We start from the raw sequence: 18,654 nt of genomic DNA on the forward strand, positions 1-18,654 counted from the left end.
TGTTACCAAAAAATAATATGATATGAAAAAATATGAATGTTTTTATATTTGTGATGCATTCAACATTAAGTTATGCAGATCTGTATTCTTTATAAAGGGTTGCAACAGTTCACTTCCCGGTCCGAATGCCGCTACTTCCACATAGTCTCCGGAATGATCCATACTGATCCACCCTACGGAGTTATGTTTTTTCTGAATTTCAGAATACAGTTTGAAAGGAAGCTTTTTATAATTGTAAAGCCCTTCTTCCTTCTCCAACCCGTTATAGAAACCCAGAAGCTGCCTGGCTTCATCATCGGTCAGTACGATTTGATTTCCTTCATAGATCCAGTCTTTGATATCTTTCGGTGAATAGTCTTTATGAATTTTATTTAGTATATATTCATTGGTATATTTATAATCTGAAATACTGTTGAAGTTTTTCGTAGCATTACTTCCGTAGATGGTTCCGGGATTGGCATTTCCATGATCTGTTGTGATGATCACCAATGTATTTCCGTCTTTTTCAGCGAAATCAACAGCTGCTTTTACCGCTTCATCAAAAGCGATCTGGTCGTGGATAAGGGCAGCAACATCATTGGCATGTGCCGACCAGTCTACTTTTCCGCCCTCTATCTGGAGTACAAAACCATTCGGATGATCTTTCATCTGGTCAATAGCTGATTTGGCCATTTCAGCTAATATTGGAGTGTTTTTAAACTCAGTCAGATGCGTTCTGTCTATACTGTAAGGTAAAGCTCCAGTACTGAAAATACCCAGTGTTTTACCACCTTGTTTTATATTTTTTAAATCGTTCCGGTTCTTAAGAATCTGATAGCCCTTGTTCCGGTAAACTGCATAGAGATCTTTTTGTCTTCTCTTTTCCCGGATTAAAAAATTCATCTCCGCCACCCATTAAAACATCAATTTCGAGATCGGCATACATTTCGGCGATTTGTGGTTCTGCATTTCTCTGAGCCGAATTCACACAAAATCCTGCCGGTGTAGCATGAGTGATGGTCACTGTGGTCACACAACCTGTTTTTTTGCCTGCTTTTTTAAATTTCTGCCATATGGGCACATGTTTTTCGCCATTAACCCCGATGTTCAGGACCCCGTTTTTTACGCGTATCCCTCCTCCAAATGCAGAACTTGCCGCAGCAGAATCTGTGACAACAGAACTTGCCGATGCCGTATCCATGAGCGCACGCGAAACTTTCTTTTCATTATACAAACTAATCCAGTTTGTTTCTCTGCCCAATATATTTTTTGAATACAGATTGGCCATCGATAATGTACCCAGACTCATTCCGTCACTGACCATGAATATGATGTTTTTCGCTCTTCGCAGGGTTTTATTAGCAATAATGTTCTTCGACCGGAAAAGCTCAAAAGGTGATAAAGTAAGGGCTCCGGAAAGTAATGCGGAACCTTTCAGAAATTTTCTTCTATCCATTTCTTTAAAAATATAATGGCAAGGTAGTATATCTTGCTATTTATTGAAACTTTGTTGCATTAATAAATAATTAAATTTCCTCTTTAAATATTCTTTGGAAAAGGATCATAAAAAGATTCCCCATGTTCCAGATATTCTTTTTCTGTATCACTGATAAGACAGTTTTGAAGATCATTCAAGATTTCATCTTTATTCAGGTTCTGTCCTATAAAGACCAGTTCATTGATGCGGTCGCCCCAATCTTTGTCCCACCTGCTTTCAATAAAATCCTGGTTTTCTATAAAGGATGCATATTGTACCCTATGGCTCATAGGCATACTTCCCCACCACACTCCGGCTTTTTCCAGACGGAAAGAACCGCCTGCCTGGGAGAAATTCAACGCATCATCAGGTCTTGAAGCCAGCCAGAACAGCCCTTTTGCCCTGAGAGTTCCCTGCGGATAGCTCTCATTGAGATATTCCCAAAGCCGCATCGGATGGAATGGTCTTTTATTTCTGAATACCAGTGAGCTTATTCCATATTCTTCGGTCTCAGGGGTATGATGCCCGTTTTGTAGTTCTTTTTGCCATCCTGCAGAGGCCTGTGCCTTATCAAAATCAAAAAGCCGGGTGTTGATAATCTCCTGCCAATCAATCTGGCTGAATTCTGACTGCAGGATTTTAGCCTCAGGGTTCAATTTTTGAAGAGCAGCCTTTAAGAATCCCAATGTTTCAGGATCTACCAGGTCGGTTTTGTTTAAAATAATAACATTGGCAAATTCTATCTGATCGGTCAGAAGATTAACAATAGTTCTGTAATCGCCTTCCATATCGGTAAGATCGCGGTCAGCAAGAAGTTCTGCAGAGCCGAAATCTTTGATGAAATTGAAACAATCAACCACTGTTACCATTGTATCCACATAGCTGAAACGGGAAAGATCAATTCCGCTTTCTTCATCTACATAAGTAAAAGTTTGTGCTACGGGAACGGGTTCGCTGATCCCTGTACTTTCAATAAGCAGATAATCAAATCGTTCTTCTTTAGCAAGGCGCTCTACTTCCACCATAAGGTCTTCTCTCAACGTACAGCAGATGCAGCCATTGCTCATTTCTACCAGTTTTTCTTCTGTCCGGGAAAGAGTATTCTGATTTTCCACTAAACGTGCATCGATATTGATTTCACTCATATCATTGACAATAACTGCTACTTTTAAGCCGTCTTTATTATGCAGAATATGATTTAAGAGTGTGGTTTTTCCGGCTCCCAGAAAGCCGCTTAGTACCGTTACAGGAAGTTTTTTACTCATGATAGCTTAGTGTTTATGATTCTTAAAATTGATAATGTGCGCGATAATGAGTCCGGCAGCTCCTACATAGATTAAAGGAATATGAATTTCAAATAGGAGGTCTACAAATACCGAAATGGAAATGAGCAGAATAGAGAGGCAAAATATAAATTTTAACCATATGTTGGTCATGTGTTTCGTGACTCTATACACTACGGCAGCTCCGATGATAAGAAAAGCCAGATCAATATAAGGATTATGGGATATCCCTAAAGGAATAATCAGTAAAAGCGGAAAGATAATGCAGTGAATCAGACATAATACAGCGGCGGATATTCCTACTGCGTCCAGAATTTTCGATTTCATAAAGTATAGGGAATTTAGATTTGTTATCGTAACTTTGTTGCAAAAGTAGAGATTAATTTTCAAATAACGCAACTTTGTTGCATTAAAAAATGAAACAAGTAAGAAATACGCACGCCAAAACTGAAATTCTGAACCTTATCAACGGGTCTGATGTAGCGCTTACCCATGCGGATATTCAAAAGAAATTAGGAGACCTATGCAATAGAGTTACCATTTACAGGGTGCTTGAAAGACTTGAAAATGAGGGTGAAATTCACAAAATTGTCAATATTGACGGAGTAGTGAATTTTGCCAAATGCAGTGGAAAATGTACCCATGAAGAGCATTTTCATAACCATGTTCATTTTAATTGCAAAGAATGCCATTCCGTAACGTGTATTGAAAATGCGATTCCGGAAATCAGTTTGCCGGAACGTTTTATTCCCCAGGAATATAATTTTATCATCAGCGGAATTTGTCCGAAATGCGGAGAAAAAGAATGATGGCTCTTTCATCAGATTAACCGTTTTTATACTCAGAAGATGTAACCAGAGTACAACTTCTGGAAAATCTGTTTGCAAGAAGACTTGTCATGTAATAGAATATCATGTAAAAGTGTTTTTTATATAGGTATTCAAATTATATTTTTAATTTGGTTACTACATACAGATAAAAAAGATGGAAAATAAGATTATATCAATCATTGTACTGTTGTTGTCGCTCACACTCGCTGGCCAGAATAACAAACCTGGTGATGAGTACGGATCAGCAAGAGAAATTATTAAAGATCTTGATTCTATTGTCAATCCCAATGGCATTCAGGAAAGATATAAAGCGGATATTGGCGGTTTAAAACAATGGGTATATGTCCGCGGGCAGAACAAAGAAAATCCTGTTATTCTATTTGTACATGGCGGTCCTGCCTCTCCCATCTCTCCTGTAATGTGGATGTTTCAGCGACCTGTTGAGGAATATTTTACCGTAGTCAATTATGATCAGAGAGCTTCAGGAAAAACATATAATGCCAATGATACTTTGAAGCTGAAAAACACAATCAATATCAATCAATATGTAGATGACGCGATCCACGTAGCTGAATTAATTAAAGAAAAATATAAAAAGAAAAAGGTGATTCTTGTAGGGCACAGCTGGGGAACAATTATTTCCATGAAAGCAGCTTTAAAAAGACCGGACTTATTTTTTGCCTATGTAGGAATCGGACAGATCATTAATACAAAAGATAATGAACGCTTAAGTGTTGATTTTGCTGTAAGAGAAGCCACCAGATTAAAAAATGATGCAGCCTTAAAAGAACTTGCTTCGATATCACCTTATCCTGGAAACACCGCGATTACAAGATCTCGTATTATTATTGCCAGAAAATGGCCTCAATATTACGGAGGACTGACAGCCTACAGGAATAATTCCAGATTTTTCTTCCAGGCACCTTTACTATCCCCTGAGTATTCCTATAATGATGCAGAAGCTATTGGCAAAGGCAGCTTATATACTCTGGCCAAAGTACTTCCCGAATTTCTGGATACTGATTTTAAAAATATAAAGACATTTCCTATTCCGGTTTTTATGTTTTTGGGAAGACATGATTATACGACCCCTTCAGAGCCTACTGCTGAATGGTTGAAAAATGTAAAGGCTCCGTTTAAAAAAGGGATATGGTTTGAAAATTCTGCTCATTTGATTCCCATAGAGGAGCCCGGAAAGTTATTGGTTACTTTAATTACTGACGTGGAACCTGTTTGTAAATAACGGGGGCTTCTTCCTCAACTTCCAGCTGGAAAAGCTCCATTATGGCATTTTGATAATGCGCCGGACGTCCTTCGGCATCAGTTATTTTTTTGGGGCCAAGATGTGAAAATCCGCATTGTATGTAATAATCATTAAGTCGTTGATTTCCAGCCGTGGTATCCATCCTCACATAGAGTTTATTGTTGTCTGCAGCATAGTTTTTTGCCCAATCTACGATCTGTTCAACGAATTTCTGTCCTCTGAAGTTGGGATTGGCTGCAATCCTGTGAATATAAATGGAAGGGTCAGCGTTTCGGTCTTCCCAAACCTGATGATCATCGAAAGTAATACTCCAGACACAGGCGATAGCACCATCAACCATAATTTTCCAGTGACGTTTTTCTTTGATTTCTGTTTCGATCATGTTTCGATCAAATACAGGCCATTGTACGCCGGAGATTTTTTTCTTAAAATCTGAAGCTATGGTATAAACTTCAAAAACCTCATCTGTATCCTGTAAAGAAGTGTTTGCGATCATTATTCCTTTCTTATCCTCAAAAATACGGAAAATAAACGGACGAGCGTTGGCGATCGTTATTCAGAATCGGTATAAATACGGCCCTATTCACCCTATACCGTTGGGAAAAGTAAATAAAAATACTATTTTTATCGGCTGATTAAGAATAGATTCCATTATGCCTACTGACGCTTCTCATAAGCTGATCCCGATGACCACCTTCGTCATTGAATATTATTCAAATGAAGGATATGCCGATCTTCAAATTTTACATTTGATGAATAATTATGCGAACTTTTTAAAAACGCCGCTTACGTTGGGAATGTTTGTTCCCGTAGACCCTCAGGGAAATGTTCTGAAGGAGCCTAAAAACTATGCTGCATGGAAATCTCTTGAGCATAATGACGGAAACAGAACGGATATTGCAGGATTTGAGGAGTATGCTCAATACCAGAGCGCAGAATCTTATTGTATGTTTGAAGGTTTCAGAGTAGATTACAACGGGTATTCCAAAGTGAGAATCGTGGCTGATTATGACACTTCCATCGAATTGTCTTTTAATAAAAACGACCTGCTTCCGTCAGGATTCAATGATGTGGAATCATTGATTGTTTTTGATGATATATTCCTGACTGTTCACGCCTTAAAAACAATCGGGATTAAGATCAAATAAGTTCCTTCCCCAAAAGTAAGATGTTAAAGTCCGGTATTTTATAAAAAAACAAACCTCTTTATGAGTTGATAAAGAGGTTTGTTTTTATGTTTTTATCTGACACATTCGCCGTTGTGACAGGAATAGCCTGCCGGACACATCCCGTTGATACAAGGGCCTGCAACATCAGGATAGCATCTTTCATCCGCACGGCAATGGGAATGAGGAGGGCAAAGAGAAATAAGATTTCCCAAGCAAACTCCGACGGGAAGAGGAAGATTTATTTCTATTCCAAGTTCTCCTGCGATTTTTTTCAAGTTTTTTCTGTTTAATTTTTTCATGGCTGGTCAATTTTAAATTAAATACATATCGATTTGATAACAACTAATATATCAAATATAAAAATATTATATTATATAAATAACAACATATCTTACATATTATTTAAAAATCAACTTAAATACAGTTATATAATTTATTATTTCACAAACGATTTAAATATCATACCTCCTTTGTGTATTAATAAAAGTTAAACAAACTTAATAAGTTATAATTTCAATTATTGAATAACGATTCTGTTTCGGTTATGAATGCAGCCTGCGCTGAATTGATCTTTTTCAAAGCTTCTTCCGCGGTAAACCATTCCCATTGGTCAACTTCCGGGACATCAATGGTTTTGCCGGATTTTGGAGGCCATTCCAATGGAAAGGTGTTGCTGTACAATATAGATGGGTCAATATTTCCTTCTACAGCCCATGCATACACTATCTTTCCTCCTTTTTGTTTGATAGGAGTAAGTTCAATAAATTCTCCCGTTATTGTTGTTCCTGTTTCCTCTTCAAACTCTATTAAAGCTCTTGATAATGGATCTTCATCAGGTAGTATTTCTCCTTTTGGAATAGACCATGCGCCAAGGTCTTTATTTTTCCAGAACGGACCTCCCGGATGTACAAGAAAATAATGGAATTCGTTATTTTCTCTTTTAAACAATACAATACCTGCACTGGTTTTCATAGGCATAGCGGTTGAATTTTGCGATTATCAATAAGATTTCCGGAGTTCTTTATTTTGCTTTTGAAGTTGCAGGAACTTCTGAAAGTCTGTTATTTTTGTAGATAAAACTGACCGGAGTACTTTCCCCATCAGGATAATGAAATCCCGGTTCAACAACTCCTTTTACCACTCCGTTTTCTATGCTTTTAAAAAAGTCTGTGTTTCAGCAAGATCAGCTCCTCTGTTGAAAGAATACTGATAGCTGAGCTTCCCGCCCTTATTAATAAAAATAGCATAATGGGCGTCCCAGTTATTTCCCCCGTCACGTCCTTCAATGGTAAAAGGCATAATAGCATCATCGAGTTGATCTCCGTTAAGATCTCCTATAAGAATAGGGCGTTCCGAATCAAAAATAGATCCTGAAAGCTCGTCCTTTATATCGTAATATACGTCTTCACCAAATTGTTTTGTTTTGGTGGCATTCTTAAAGGCATGCAATACCGCTGTTGTATCGATGGGCTCAACTCTTTTCTCTTTTGTAAGACTGTCTGAAACCTTTTTTATACCTGGAACAACACGAATTGTATCCTGAGGTTTTGTTTCCGCAACAGATTTTTTTTCAGGTTTACAACTTATAACTGCTGAAAAACCCAGCAATGAAAAATATATTTTCTTAAAATGCATATTATAAAAATTGAATATTGACCAAAGGAATTATTGTGAAAGAACTTTGCATCCCCACTCAATGTCTTTTTTCCTTTTCCACTTCTTTTTCCAGACCTTCCTGGAATTCTATCAAAGCTTTGGTGGATCCTGATTTTAAGCTTCCCTTCTTTTCCCCTTCTTCCCATGTTTTAAAAGCCCTTTCTCTTAAGCCTAAAGTAAAATAATAACTTCCCAGGACCGTATATCCTTCAGGCTCACCAAGATCAATAATTTTCTTTGAGAGGGCAATGAGCTCCGGATGAGGCTTTATCTTTTTTGAAGGAATTTTTGTTGCGTCCGTTAGCAGCCCCGGGGTATATTGCATCATTTTTAATCCGAAAAGATTCATACATGCTTTTGCAAGGCCTTTATTGCAAAGTTCTTCATTGATGCCTGAGGTTTTTCCGGATAATAATGCTTCAAAATCTAGATCAGAACCATTGGAGTTCTTTGTCCTGTCATAATATTCGGCTAAGAGCTGTGCTTTCTTTTTAGCGGCCGCCGGATTATGTCTGTTATTGATTTCGGAGCTGTCTTTTTTACGAATCCACATCCCTTTCTCTACCCAGTCTGAAATTCCGGCTATTTTTCCTTTTTTGATTTTGAAAATGAATATACTTTTATCAGGATAGACGATCAGGCTGTCATTTCTTGTAAAATAATCTCCATAATCCATTCCTGCTATTGAAACTTTTCCATTTCCGTCAAAATTGAAATGATCGTATAGTGTTTTATCGGTAGATGCCTTGTAATATCCCTGTAAAGAATTGTCCGCTTCCTGGGCAGATAAAATGTATCCTGAGAATGACAACAAGGTTAAAAGTAATTTCTTTTTCATCATGTTCTACTTCCTGGTATTATTAAAATGATTTTTTACAAAGCTATTGAATAGAAAGGGGAATTTCAATAGTCAATTTCAGCTATTTTATTCATTTAAACCACAGCCGGGAAATCAGCTACATACTAAGGCCCGCGAAGGAAGGATCTATTCTGTTTCAAAAGGAAAAGCCCTCGGAGCAGAGAGCTTTTTAATGAAATAAAGATTTAATAATCGTGACCAGACTCATGGCAATAACCACTATTCCTACGACGACAAACATCTTTTTAGTAGGAAGCTTTGAAGTCAGCATGGCAGAGAATGGCGCTGTAAAAACACCTCCCAGTAATAAACCTAAAACGATATTCCAATGATGAATGCCAATTGTAAAAATAAAGGTGATGGCACTAGTTATGGTGAGTAAAAATTTAGCCACCGTAGAACTTCCAACTACATAACGGGGAATTCTGCCTTCTTTGATCAGAGTTCCGGTAACCAATGGTCCCCAGCCGCCGCCGGCAAAAGAGTCTATAAAGCCTCCTACCAATCCCAATATCCTTAAATTGGTTCTGCGCCTTGGTTTTCCCTGAACTGATTTCTTTATTTTAAAAGCATTTCTCAAAATGTTCACTCCCAAATATAAAGTATAACAGGCAATAATGGGTTTTACAATATGAGCGTAGTATTCTCCATAATGAGAAAGAGTCAATGCTCCGATAACAGATCCCACAATTGCTAACGGGAATAATACCAAAACCATTTTTTTATTAACATTTCCCAGTTTATAATGACTGAAACTTCCTGCAGCAGTTGTAAATGATTCTGCCGAATGGATGCTGGCACTGACGACAGGTGGCGGAACATTCAACAGTAAAAGGATCGTCGTACAGATAACACCATAGCCCATGCCCATAGATCCTGCTACAATTTCTGCCATAAAACCGGCAAATAACATCCAGTAAAAAATATGACCATCTTTGTTTAAAAAAGTCTGAATATCACCGGAAAGATCAAACTGATACACCACAAGCCCCAATATCGCGAATAAAAGCAGAATTCCGATAATCGCCAGATAGATATTGGCTCTTCGCTGAGCGATTTTGGTAATGCTGATCAGTTTTTCGATCTCCATATCATTCTTTTTCCCTTCAGAAAGATATTCGGTGGTGATTTTATTGAGTTCTTTTACTTTATCATTGAAATCTCCTTGCAGCTGACGGCGGATGTTCTGCATATTATCCAGCACATGATCCATTTCATCAGGAATAATTTCTGTAAAGGTTTCTCTTAAACGCTTAGCGATTGTGGGAGACTTTCCGTTGGTTGAAATAGCGATTTTCAGGCTTCCTTTTTTGACAATGGAACCCAGATAAAAATCGCAAAGTTCAGGTTTGTCTGCAATATTAACCAGAACATTCTTCTGATGGGCCTGATCGCGGATTTGTCCGGCCAATACAAGATCATTGACGGCTATAATGGCAAGGTCTGTATCATTAAAATCGTGGTCTTCGTAAGGTCTTTCATGTAAAATAATATGAGGATACTGATTTTGTAAACTTCTGACCTCTGGAATGATTTCTTTAGCGACCAATTTTATAGGTGTTCCCGGTGAATTACCAAGCACTGATTCTAATTTTTCAAGAGAAATCTTGCCACCGCCAATAATGAGCAGTGACAACGTTTCAAGTTTTAAGAATATGGGGTATAACGAATTACTCATATCTTGATTACAGTTTTAAGTCATACGTAAAAGCGACATAATACAGACCTCCGATCTCAGGGCCGGCTGCATATTGAAAATACCGGCGGTTCAGTAAATTGGTGGCGCCAATTTTTACATTTGCATTGATCTGTGGAATCTTCCAGGTAGCCTGAGCATCGATGGTATAGTAAGCTGGAATTTCACCTGAAGCTAAGGGACTTTCCCACATAAAACGGCTCTGCCATCTTGCAACAAGCGTAAACCCGATGTTTTTGACAATTTCCCTGTTTCCTATGCTGATATTAACCATCCATTTAGGAGTGTTGAAAGCGGTAATAAAAAGATCAGAATTGGTATTGGATGCGAGATCATTATAGGAAACGTTGGTGTTGATATTATAATTTCCCGTTACATTATAACGGATTCCCAGTGAAGTTCCATAGCTTTTATAAGTATTGTTGCTGTTGGTGTACACCCTGTAACGATCCTGTTTACTTCTGTCCAGCATAGCAAGAACCGCTGCATTGCTTCCTACTTCGCTGTTTTTAGGAACGGCCACTTCCACCTGCCCGAGAAATCCTTCGTAGATATTGTAATAAAAATCCCAATCCAGAACCAGTTTATTATTGAAGAACACGGATTTGTATCCTACTTCAAATGAGTTGATTTTTTCAGGTTGCAATTTTTGAAGACTCGCTACCACCAAAAGCTGTTTATTGTCCTGTGCAGCCTGAGACTGGCTTTTTCCTCCGTCAACATCGGTATTTACAGCAGAAGTAAACCGGTCGATAGAGGCAAGGGTATACGAATTTTCAAGATATCCCAATCCTTCATTGACTTTGGATAAGCCTCCTACTCTTCTTACATTGCCGTTATTCACAAATGAAAGAGCCTCAAATAAGGAAGGAAAACGATAGCCGTTCTGGAAGGAAGTCCTGAAATTATGCTGATTGACCGGAGAATAAACAATGCTTATTCTCGGATTCAATTTGGCTTCAAACTCGGGATTCCTGTCAATCCTTAAAGCAACATTTATTTTTAATTTATCATCGAAAAAGACTTTTGTAATCTGCGCAAAAGCTCCATATTTCCGGTAAATCACATCTTTCCCGAAAGTACCGTTGGCCAGAGGAATATTTCTTTCATTAACCGGCCTGTTGAAGTCGACAAAATTATTTCCGTCCGGAGTGATGCTGTACAAACGATAATCGATCCCTGCCAGAAGGTTAAATATTTTCACAAACCTGCTGAAATCATACGTAAGCTCTCCCTGGTAAAACCTTGATTTTTGCTCAAGCTTAGCACCTCCTGTTGCCGGAGCCCCTGCAATTCCTGCATTGGCAGAATCCCAGTTATTGATTCCGATAATGGTATTTTTTAACTGTTCAAATGCAGCTGTTCCCGGTGCTGCACGATTTTTATCAGCTTCTCTGCGGGCAAGAATGAAAGCGTCATTTAAATTTACACCTGCATTAATGCTATTTTGTAAAGAAGTCTGAAATATACTTTTCCAGTTGTTATTGGAAAGATTGGTAAGATCCAGGTTGTCAGCAAGAGGTTTAAGATTATAGGAATCTCCTGTGTTTTCTACGGATACGTAAGCTCTGAAAGTAAGTTCTTTCCCTGTCAGTTCCACTTTATGATTCTGAACGGCGGCATTCTGTAACCGGATTTTATTCCCTCTCTGAAAAGTTCCGTCCAGCAGACCGTAGCGATATACATAAGAAGCTCTCCACTGATCTCCAAACCGGTAATACAGCCCTGCATCAAACTTGATGTTTTTAACTTCAGGGCTTACCAGATCTTTTTCAAGATATCCCGTTCTGGATACATTGAATGTGGTTGGTTTTCCGTTATAATCTACTTTTACAGCAACTCTGTTGTTCCTTTCATCGCCATATTTGTTCCAAAGATCTTCTGCCGGATTGTTGAGCAGTGCGAAGTTTGGATTTGCAGTGACCAATGAACCCGGATTCTGATCCGTTTGGTTGTTGGAAATCCAGTCTGTACCTGTGAAGTAAGAAGCATTTACCTTAACCGCCCAATTTTTATTGAAAACTTTAGCAAATCTAAGGGCACTTTCTCCTAAAGAACTGATTTTGTGATTGACATTGTCAACGTGGTTCACCCCGCCTCTGAAATACACGCTTAATCCCTGAGAAGTAAACGGATCTTTGGTCTGAAGGCTGGCCAGTCCGTTGATGGCATTCATTCCATACAATGCAGAAGCAGCACCGGGAGTAACTTCCATAGACTGAATGTCGAGTTCTGTAGGTCCAATGGCATTTCCCAGAGGAACTCCCAATGTAGCCGATTGTACATCTACTCCATCTACGAGCTGCATAAACCGGAAATTATTGGGAGAATTGAATCCCCTGGAATTGGGAATTTTCAACGTCAGACTGGAGGTTAACAGCTGCAGCCCTTTTACATTTTCCAAGGTTTCATAAAAAGAAGCTGCCGGACTTTCTCTGATCGTTTTGATGTCAATCTTTTCAATGGCGATCGGAGACTTTAGTATTTTTTCAGGAACTCTGGATGCTGAAATAACCACCGCATCAATAATGGTGTTCTGCGGGTTTAAACCAACCGTAATTTTATTGGAAGGAGAAAGAACTTCAACCGTCTGTCCTGAAAACCCCTCTTTGTTGATCACCAACCGGAAAGGAATGGTAACTCTGGTCCGTATTTTAAAATTACCCAGCTGATCGGTTACAGCAATATCTTCCGTATTTTCAATCTGTACTTTTACAGAATCAAGACCTTTGTGGGTTCCTGTATTTTTTATACTTCCGCTTAATTCAATAAGCTGTTGCTGTGCTTTTGCTGCGTTGAAAGAGAGAAAACTAATGGCGACGATACCCGCTTTGGGCAGAAAATTTCCCTGTTTTTTGTTTTTCATTTTTTCTTCATTTTTTAAGGTTGAGAATGAGGCTGCCTGAACTTTTTTACCCTTAATGATGAAAATCTTCAATATGATTTCATATTACAATGGAAGGGCTTAAGATTCCCCTCCTGTGGAGGGGTGGCGAAAATTCAAAGAATTTTTGACGGGGTGGTTTAAACCGTTAATATAATCCTGAGATTGCTTCTCCTTTGGCTCGCATTGACAGGATGTAATATTAACTTTTCCTCGTGGTTCAAAAAGTTGAAACAGCCTTGTATATATTGTTATTTTGAAAAGCAACAACACATACACATTCGTTCACCTGAAAGAAGAAGTTGAGTTTTTATATTTTTTTTCAGATTATCAAGAAAATAAGCCATATAATCAGTTTAAAGTTTGCAAATAACGGTAAGAAAAATCACCGAATGTTTCTTCCGAAAGTCTTTTGTGTACGTAAATCCCGAAAAGTTCATCCAGTGTGGCAAGAATTTCTTCTTCCCCTATATTTTCTTTAAATTTTGTATTCAGACGCATGCCCAGGCGGTCTCCACCGATATGAAGATTGTACTTTCCGTAAGCGGTACCCACAAATCCTATTTCAGCATTGGGAGATCTTCCGCAACCGTTAGGACAACCGGTCATACGAATGGTAATATCTTCTTCCAGAAGACCATATTTTTCAAGGATAGGTTCTATTTTAGTAACCAGAGACGGTAGATAACGCTGGGCTTCGGCTAATGCTAAAGAACAGGTATTTAAAGCCACGCAGGCTACAGAATTTTTACGAAGTGCACTGGCACCATCCGTATTCCCTGAAATGCCATATTCCTGTAGAAGATTTTCGATTTCAGCTTTATCCTCTTCATGGATGTCTGCCAGAATAAGATTCTGATTACAGGTAAATCTGAAGTTGACCTTTCCGGTTTGAGCAATTTTTAATAAGCCTGATTTTAAAGGATATTCCGGTGTATCAAGTACTCTGCCATGCTCCACAAATAAGGTGTAGAACCATTTGCCTTCGTGATTCTGTATCCAGCCGTACCGGTCTTTTCTCTGTTCAAACCTGAAATCTCTGGCCAGCTCAAAACTGAAGCCGGTTCTTTTCTCAACTTCGGCTCTGTACTGGTCAATTCCCAGTTTATCTATGGTATATTTTAACCTGGATAGTTTTCTATCGCTTCTGTTTCCGAAATCTCTCTGTACGGTAATAATTTCATAGACTGCTTTTAACACTTTTTCTTCCGTATCCACAAATCCCAGTACTGAGGCAAGACGGGCATAAGTAGATTCATTTCCGTGGGTAGCACCCAATCCGCCACCGGCAGCAATATTATATCCTGCAATCTTTCCGTTTTCAATAATAGCAATCAATGCAATATCATTGATGAAAACATCCACATCATTATTGGGAGGAACGGCAATCCCTATTTTTAATTTTCTGGGAAGATACCGGTCCTGATACAGCGGATCTTCTTCGGCTTTCCGGTCTACAATAAGCTCATCATCAATCCAGATATCATAATACGACTGGGTTTTTGGAAGACACATTTCACTTATTTTACCTGCCAGTTCATAGGCCTCATGTTGCAGCGGTGATTCTGACGGATTGGCTGTACAGGTTACATTTCTGTTCACATCACCACAGGCGGCAATAGAATCAAGATGTTGCAGGTTAAAGCTTTGGATGGTAGGCTTTAAATGAGATTTTAAAATACCATGCAGCTGGATCGTTTGTCGGGTTGTTATTTTTATGGTCCCTGTAGAATGATCTTTTGCCGTTTCGTTGAGCCCTACCCATTGTTCAGAAGTTAAAGAACCTCCGGGCAGTCTCAGACGGATCATATAAGAATATAACCACTCCAGTTTTTTGGCGACACGTTCTTCCCTTCTGTCTCTGTCGTCCTGCTGATACATGCCGTGAAATTTAATCAGCGTCTGATCATCTTCTCTGATGGCTCCTGTAAAGTCATCCGAAAGACTTTCCTTTAAAGTTCCTCTCAGTCCGTTGCTTCCGGTTTTAATTCTTTCTACCGGTGAAAGATTATCTTTATTATCGTTGCTCATAATTTTTTCCTTTAATTTTTGCTACTACTTCAGGGAGTTTTAATACACATCTTTGGCGTATCTGCCGCTCAGTTCCATTTCTTCAAGATAATGCAGGGCTTGCTCTTTGTTTTTTTTTCCTTCGTTCTGAATAATGTTCAACAAGGTTTCTTCTACATCCCGGCTCATAGGTTCTTTGGCTCCGCATACATACACAGATGCGCCTCCTTCGAGCCAGTAAAAGACTTCCCGGGCTTTTTGTTGCAGTTTATGCTGAACATAGACTTTCTCTGCGGTATCTCTGGAAAAAGCAGGATCTAAATGCGTAAGACTTCCTGTTTTAAGAAAATCCTGAAGTTCAGCCTGATAAAGAAAATCTGAAACAAAATTCCTGTCTCCGAAAAACAACCAGTTTCTTCCTTCAGCTCCTATCGCATCACGCTCCCAAAGGAAAGACCTGAACGGAGCAATTCCTGTTCCGGGCCCGATCATAATTATATCTTTATCATGCTCAGGCAGTTTGAAATGTCCTGCGTCCTGGATATAAAATTCAACCTCCTGTCCTTCACTGAATTCACTAAGGAAACCGCTGCAAAGCCCGTTATATTTCTGGTGATCAATAAAAAACTCCGATTTGGCTACGGTAATATGAATTTCAGTATCACCATGAGCTTCCAGTGAAGATGATATCGAATACAAACGCGGAGCCTGTCCTGTGAGGATCTGAAGGACCTCTTCAAATTCTTCTGCATTTTTTACCGGATAAATTCTCAGGAGATCCAGCAGGCCCAAACGTACTTCAGGAATAGTATGTCCTGTGATTTTAGCGTACTGGGCAACTACGGATTTCAGCAAATAACTGATGTTAAGATGTCTTTGTAGAAGCTGTTCCACAGAATCAGTTACTTTGTGGGTTTCTATTTGTTTTTGAGAATCAATACCGGTCAGGGCAATGATTTCTTCAACTGTCTGCTTTGAATTATATGGTAAAATCCCCAATGCTGCACCAGGTTGATAAGCGAGTGCTTCTTCCGTTTCTATTTCTATGTGATAAGTTTCTTTGTCGGAAGTAATATCGTTGAGATTGATAATTGATGATACTTTTCCGTGGTATTTTTTTCGTCCTGCCGAAACTTTTGGAGCGGAAATATTTTTGGAGGAAGTTTCAGATGTTTTATGGACCGTTTCAAATACATGCTCGATCCAATGGCTGGCTTCCTGCTCATAGTCGATGTCACATTTTTTTAATGGAATGATACGTTGGGCACCCAGGATTTCAAAACGGTAGTCAACCTCTTCTCCTGTTTTGCAAAACTGAGGATAGCTGCTGTCTCCCAACGCTAAAATTCCAAATTTAAGATGGGTAAGATTGATTTCATTTTCATGAATATAATCATAGAATTTTTTGGCTAATGCCGGCGGTTCTCCCTCTCCCTGTGTACTGATTACCACAAAAAGAATTCTTCTTTGGCCAGATCTTTAGGTTTGTATTGTGAAAGGTCTGACAGTTTTACCTGAACTCCTTTCTTTTTTATAATAGTGGCTAAACTTGTCGCCAGTTTTTTACTGTTTCCGGTTTCTGTACCATAAGCCAGTGTTATTTTTTTTACAGCATTTGAAGCAGTAATTTCTGTTTGAAGTGGTGGCAGTACGGTAGCAGAAAGACTTCCTCCGGCCAATCCGGCAAGGTATCCGCTCGCCCATATGGCTTCATCTCTGGAAAAGTCACCGGATATTTGTTTAAGGACGTTTAATTTAGTTTCAGACAGCATATTCAAAGAAATTTTGATGATTAGGGATTAGACTTCCGTTTTCTACAGATTTGAAATAAAGACCTTCCTGCTGTGCATTTTCAAGCCACGAAAATTCTTCATGAAGGTTAACAATTTTACCTATGACCACTAATGAAGGGGAAGCAAAGTTTTGGGTTCCGAATTTTTCATTAAACTCCTCAAATAAAGAGGTGTATACCTTTTGGAAAGGTGTTGTGGCCTGTTCAATGACCGCGATTTTTTTATCGGCAGAAATTCCAAGGGTCTTCAGTCTTTCAACAAGACCGTTAAGTGTTCCCTTTGACATATAAAATACCAGTGTATCATTCGTAGCAGCCAGTTCTTTCCAGTATTCCTCACTTACAATTTCGGATGTATAATAGGTCAGGAAGCGAACCGAGGTTGAATATCCTCTTGCCGTCAAAGGCATACCTGCAAACGCAGCAGCTCCGAGTGCGGCAGTAATTCCGGGAATAATCTCGTAAGGAATATGATTGCTTTTTAAAGCCTGTAATTCATCCAGAATATTGGAAAATATGGAAACATCTCCCCCTTTAAGTCGTACAATGGTTTTGTTCTGAAGGGCATACTCCACCATCAAAGTATTGATATGAGATTGAGGAGTGGATGCATTTTTACTACATTCTTTACCTACATAAATAACTTCAGTATTCGGGCTGACATAGGTTTCCAGGATTTCAGGACTTACCAGGCGGTCGCATAAAATAACGTCTGCTATGGCAATGGCTTTTACGGCTTTTACAGTGATCAGTTCAGGGTTGCCGGGTCCTGCACCGATAAGGTAAACCTTTGGTGATTTTATATTTGTTTTCATTGAAGTAGGTGTTAGTTAAGGATTTAGAAGAGTCCTTCTACTGACAGATACCTTTCCCCGGTATCATAGTTGATGGTAAGAATTTTAGCGTTAGATGGTATTTCGGGTAAATGTTTTGCAATGGCAGCCAGAGCAGCTCCTGTAGAAACGCCTACAAAAAGTCCTTCTTTTTTAGCCGCATTAAGAGCATATTCGTAAGCTTCATCTTTGCCTACCGTGATCACTCCGTCTAAAAGAGTGATATCAAGGATAGATGGTACAAAACCGGCTCCCAGCCCTTGCAAAGGGTGTGGTGCAGGACTTCCTCCGCTTAGGACAGGAGATAATTCAGGCTCTACAGCAAATACTTTAACATTCGGGAATTTTTCCTTCACTGCTGTGGCGATACCTGTGATATGCCCTCCCGTTCCTACTCCTGTGATGATGTAATCAAGGCCGTCCGGGAAATCATTGATAATTTCCTGTGCTGTGGTTTCGGTATGAACCTTTACGTTTGCAGGGTTATCAAACTGTCTTGGAATCCATGAATTGGGAGTTTCTTCAGCCAGTTCATTGGCTTTTTCGATGGCTCCTTTCATTCCTTTTTCTCTTGGAGTCAGTACGAATTCGGCTCCGTAGGCTTCCATAATTTTACGACGTTCAATACTCATGCTTTCCGGCATTACCAGAATAAGTTTGTATCCTTTAACAGCAGCCACCAGTGCCAGACCTATTCCTGTGTTTCCGCTGGTAGGTTCTATAATGGTGCTGTCTTTATTTAATAATCCTTTTGCTTCGGCATCTTCAATCATTGCCAGGGCAATTCTGTCTTTAATGCTTCCTCCGGGATTGGATTTTTCAAGTTTAATCCAGACTTCATGATCTGAACTGAATAGTTTATTGATTTTTACGACGGGTGTATTTCCTATCGCTTCAAGTGTGTTCTGAAATTTCATATCAA

The 18,654-nt window shown here is 39.1% G+C and carries 15 protein-coding genes and 2 pseudogenes; 3 read left to right on the plus strand and 14 right to left on the minus strand.

The genetic code is table 11. The features are described 5' to 3' along the window. Nucleotides 1-42 precede the first annotated feature (42 nt). The 3 genes and pseudogenes from H3Z85_19455 to H3Z85_19465 form a co-directional block, all read right to left on the minus strand. Nucleotides 43-1,435 (minus strand): annotated as a pseudogene (locus tag H3Z85_19455) (alkaline phosphatase). An 83-nt stretch (nt 1,436-1,518) separates the two neighbouring features. Next, nucleotides 1,519-2,721: a GTP-binding protein gene (locus tag H3Z85_19460; protein QPQ51437.1), complete on the minus strand. Its 1,203-nt coding sequence runs from the start codon at nt 2,719-2,721 to the stop codon at nt 1,519-1,521. A 6-nt stretch (nt 2,722-2,727) separates the two neighbouring features. After that, nucleotides 2,728-3,066 carry a MerC domain-containing protein gene (locus tag H3Z85_19465; protein QPQ51438.1) on the minus strand — a complete coding sequence of 113 codons (339 nt, stop codon included), beginning with the start codon at nt 3,064-3,066 and terminating at the stop codon, nt 2,728-2,730. A gap of 89 nt (nt 3,067-3,155) precedes the next feature. On the opposite strand from H3Z85_19465, the gene H3Z85_19470 reads away from it, so the two are divergent. Further along, complete coding sequence (locus tag H3Z85_19470; GenBank protein ID QPQ51439.1) at nt 3,156-3,548, plus strand: transcriptional repressor; 393 nt, start codon at nt 3,156-3,158, stop codon at nt 3,546-3,548. Nucleotides 3,549-3,723: 175 nt separating this feature from the next. Further along, nucleotides 3,724-4,812 carry an alpha/beta hydrolase gene (locus tag H3Z85_19475; GenBank protein ID QPQ51440.1) on the plus strand — a complete coding sequence of 363 codons (1,089 nt, stop codon included), beginning with the start codon at nt 3,724-3,726 and terminating at the stop codon, nt 4,810-4,812. On the opposite strand, the gene H3Z85_19480 is transcribed toward H3Z85_19475, so the two are convergent. After that, a complete protein-coding gene (locus tag H3Z85_19480; protein ID QPQ51441.1) occupies nt 4,784-5,329 on the minus strand; it encodes a GNAT family N-acetyltransferase in 546 nt (181 codons plus the stop codon). The two genes, H3Z85_19475 and H3Z85_19480, sit on opposite strands and share 29 nt — an antisense overlap. A gap of 157 nt (nt 5,330-5,486) precedes the next feature. On the opposite strand from H3Z85_19480, the gene H3Z85_19485 reads away from it, so the two are divergent. Then, entirely contained in the window at nt 5,487-5,981 is a 495-nt protein-coding gene (locus tag H3Z85_19485) for a hypothetical protein (protein ID QPQ51442.1), read from the plus strand. 92 nt (nt 5,982-6,073) lie between these two features. Here the strand turns inward: H3Z85_19485 and H3Z85_19490 are convergent, their stop codons facing one another. The 10 genes and pseudogenes from H3Z85_19490 to cysK form a co-directional block, all read right to left on the minus strand. Further along, nucleotides 6,074-6,301, minus strand: coding sequence for a hypothetical protein (locus H3Z85_19490; GenBank protein ID QPQ51443.1), 228 nt, complete (start codon nt 6,299-6,301; stop codon nt 6,074-6,076). 214 nt (nt 6,302-6,515) lie between these two features. After that, nucleotides 6,516-6,974 carry an NUDIX domain-containing protein gene (locus H3Z85_19495; protein QPQ51444.1) on the minus strand — a complete coding sequence of 153 codons (459 nt, stop codon included), beginning with the start codon at nt 6,972-6,974 and terminating at the stop codon, nt 6,516-6,518. Nucleotides 6,975-7,151: 177 nt separating this feature from the next. Further along, entirely contained in the window at nt 7,152-7,637 is a 486-nt protein-coding gene (locus tag H3Z85_19500; GenBank protein ID QPQ51445.1) for a hypothetical protein, read from the minus strand. 58 nt (nt 7,638-7,695) lie between these two features. Continuing rightward, nucleotides 7,696-8,496 (minus strand): hypothetical protein, encoded by an 801-nt coding sequence (locus H3Z85_19505; GenBank protein QPQ53956.1) that lies wholly within the window; start codon nt 8,494-8,496, stop codon nt 7,696-7,698. A 190-nt stretch (nt 8,497-8,686) separates the two neighbouring features. Continuing rightward, on the minus strand, nt 8,687-10,195 hold the full coding sequence (locus tag H3Z85_19510) for a TSUP family transporter (GenBank protein ID QPQ51446.1): 1,509 nt from the start codon (nt 10,193-10,195) through the stop codon (nt 8,687-8,689). Nucleotides 10,196-10,202: 7 nt separating this feature from the next. Then, nucleotides 10,203-13,079 carry a TonB-dependent receptor gene (locus H3Z85_19515; protein ID QPQ51447.1) on the minus strand — a complete coding sequence of 959 codons (2,877 nt, stop codon included), beginning with the start codon at nt 13,077-13,079 and terminating at the stop codon, nt 10,203-10,205. Nucleotides 13,080-13,448: 369 nt separating this feature from the next. Further along, nucleotides 13,449-15,128, minus strand: coding sequence for an NADPH-dependent assimilatory sulfite reductase hemoprotein subunit (locus tag H3Z85_19520; GenBank protein QPQ51448.1), 1,680 nt, complete (start codon nt 15,126-15,128; stop codon nt 13,449-13,451). A gap of 39 nt (nt 15,129-15,167) precedes the next feature. Further along, nucleotides 15,168-16,879, minus strand: a pseudogene (locus tag H3Z85_19525) (flavodoxin domain-containing protein). After that, entirely contained in the window at nt 16,869-17,714 is an 846-nt protein-coding gene (gene cobA, locus H3Z85_19530; protein QPQ51449.1) for a uroporphyrinogen-III C-methyltransferase, read from the minus strand. The pseudogene H3Z85_19525 and the gene cobA overlap by 11 nt, the downstream one beginning before the upstream one ends. 23 nt (nt 17,715-17,737) lie before the next feature. Beyond that, a complete protein-coding gene (cysK, locus tag H3Z85_19535) occupies nt 17,738-18,649 on the minus strand; it encodes a cysteine synthase A (protein QPQ51450.1) in 912 nt (303 codons plus the stop codon). Nucleotides 18,650-18,654: the final 5 nt, after the last annotated feature.

Origin of the sequence: Chryseobacterium indologenes, assembly GCA_016025055.1 — a bacterium.
Lineage (GTDB): Bacteria > Bacteroidota > Bacteroidia > Flavobacteriales > Weeksellaceae > Chryseobacterium > Chryseobacterium indologenes.

What these genes read in the sequence shown, in the direction of transcription:
- H3Z85_19460 (QPQ51437.1), bottom strand. Translation starts at nt 2,721, where the DNA reads ATGAGTAAAAAACTTCCTGTAACGGTACTAAGCGGCTTTCTGGGAGCC.
- H3Z85_19465 (QPQ51438.1), bottom strand. Translation starts at nt 3,066, where the DNA reads ATGAAATCGAAAATTCTGGACGCAGTAGGAATATCCGCCGCTGTATTA.
- H3Z85_19470 (QPQ51439.1), top strand. Translation starts at nt 3,156, where the DNA reads ATGAAACAAGTAAGAAATACGCACGCCAAAACTGAAATTCTGAACCTT.
- H3Z85_19475 (QPQ51440.1), top strand. Translation starts at nt 3,724, where the DNA reads ATGGAAAATAAGATTATATCAATCATTGTACTGTTGTTGTCGCTCACA.
- H3Z85_19480 (QPQ51441.1), bottom strand. Translation starts at nt 5,329, where the DNA reads ATGATCGCAAACACTTCTTTACAGGATACAGATGAGGTTTTTGAAGTT.
- H3Z85_19485 (QPQ51442.1), top strand. Translation starts at nt 5,487, where the DNA reads ATGCCTACTGACGCTTCTCATAAGCTGATCCCGATGACCACCTTCGTC.
- H3Z85_19490 (QPQ51443.1), bottom strand. Translation starts at nt 6,301, where the DNA reads ATGAAAAAATTAAACAGAAAAAACTTGAAAAAAATCGCAGGAGAACTT.
- H3Z85_19495 (QPQ51444.1), bottom strand. Translation starts at nt 6,974, where the DNA reads ATGAAAACCAGTGCAGGTATTGTATTGTTTAAAAGAGAAAATAACGAA.
- H3Z85_19500 (QPQ51445.1), bottom strand. Translation starts at nt 7,637, where the DNA reads ATGCATTTTAAGAAAATATATTTTTCATTGCTGGGTTTTTCAGCAGTT.
- H3Z85_19505 (QPQ53956.1), bottom strand. Translation starts at nt 8,496, where the DNA reads ATGAAAAAGAAATTACTTTTAACCTTGTTGTCATTCTCAGGATACATT.
- H3Z85_19510 (QPQ51446.1), bottom strand. Translation starts at nt 10,195, where the DNA reads ATGAGTAATTCGTTATACCCCATATTCTTAAAACTTGAAACGTTGTCA.
- H3Z85_19515 (QPQ51447.1), bottom strand. Translation starts at nt 13,079, where the DNA reads ATGAAAAACAAAAAACAGGGAAATTTTCTGCCCAAAGCGGGTATCGTC.
- H3Z85_19520 (QPQ51448.1), bottom strand. Translation starts at nt 15,128, where the DNA reads ATGAGCAACGATAATAAAGATAATCTTTCACCGGTAGAAAGAATTAAA.
- cobA (QPQ51449.1), bottom strand. Translation starts at nt 17,714, where the DNA reads ATGAAAACAAATATAAAATCACCAAAGGTTTACCTTATCGGTGCAGGA.
- cysK (QPQ51450.1), bottom strand. Translation starts at nt 18,649, where the DNA reads ATGAAATTTCAGAACACACTTGAAGCGATAGGAAATACACCCGTCGTA.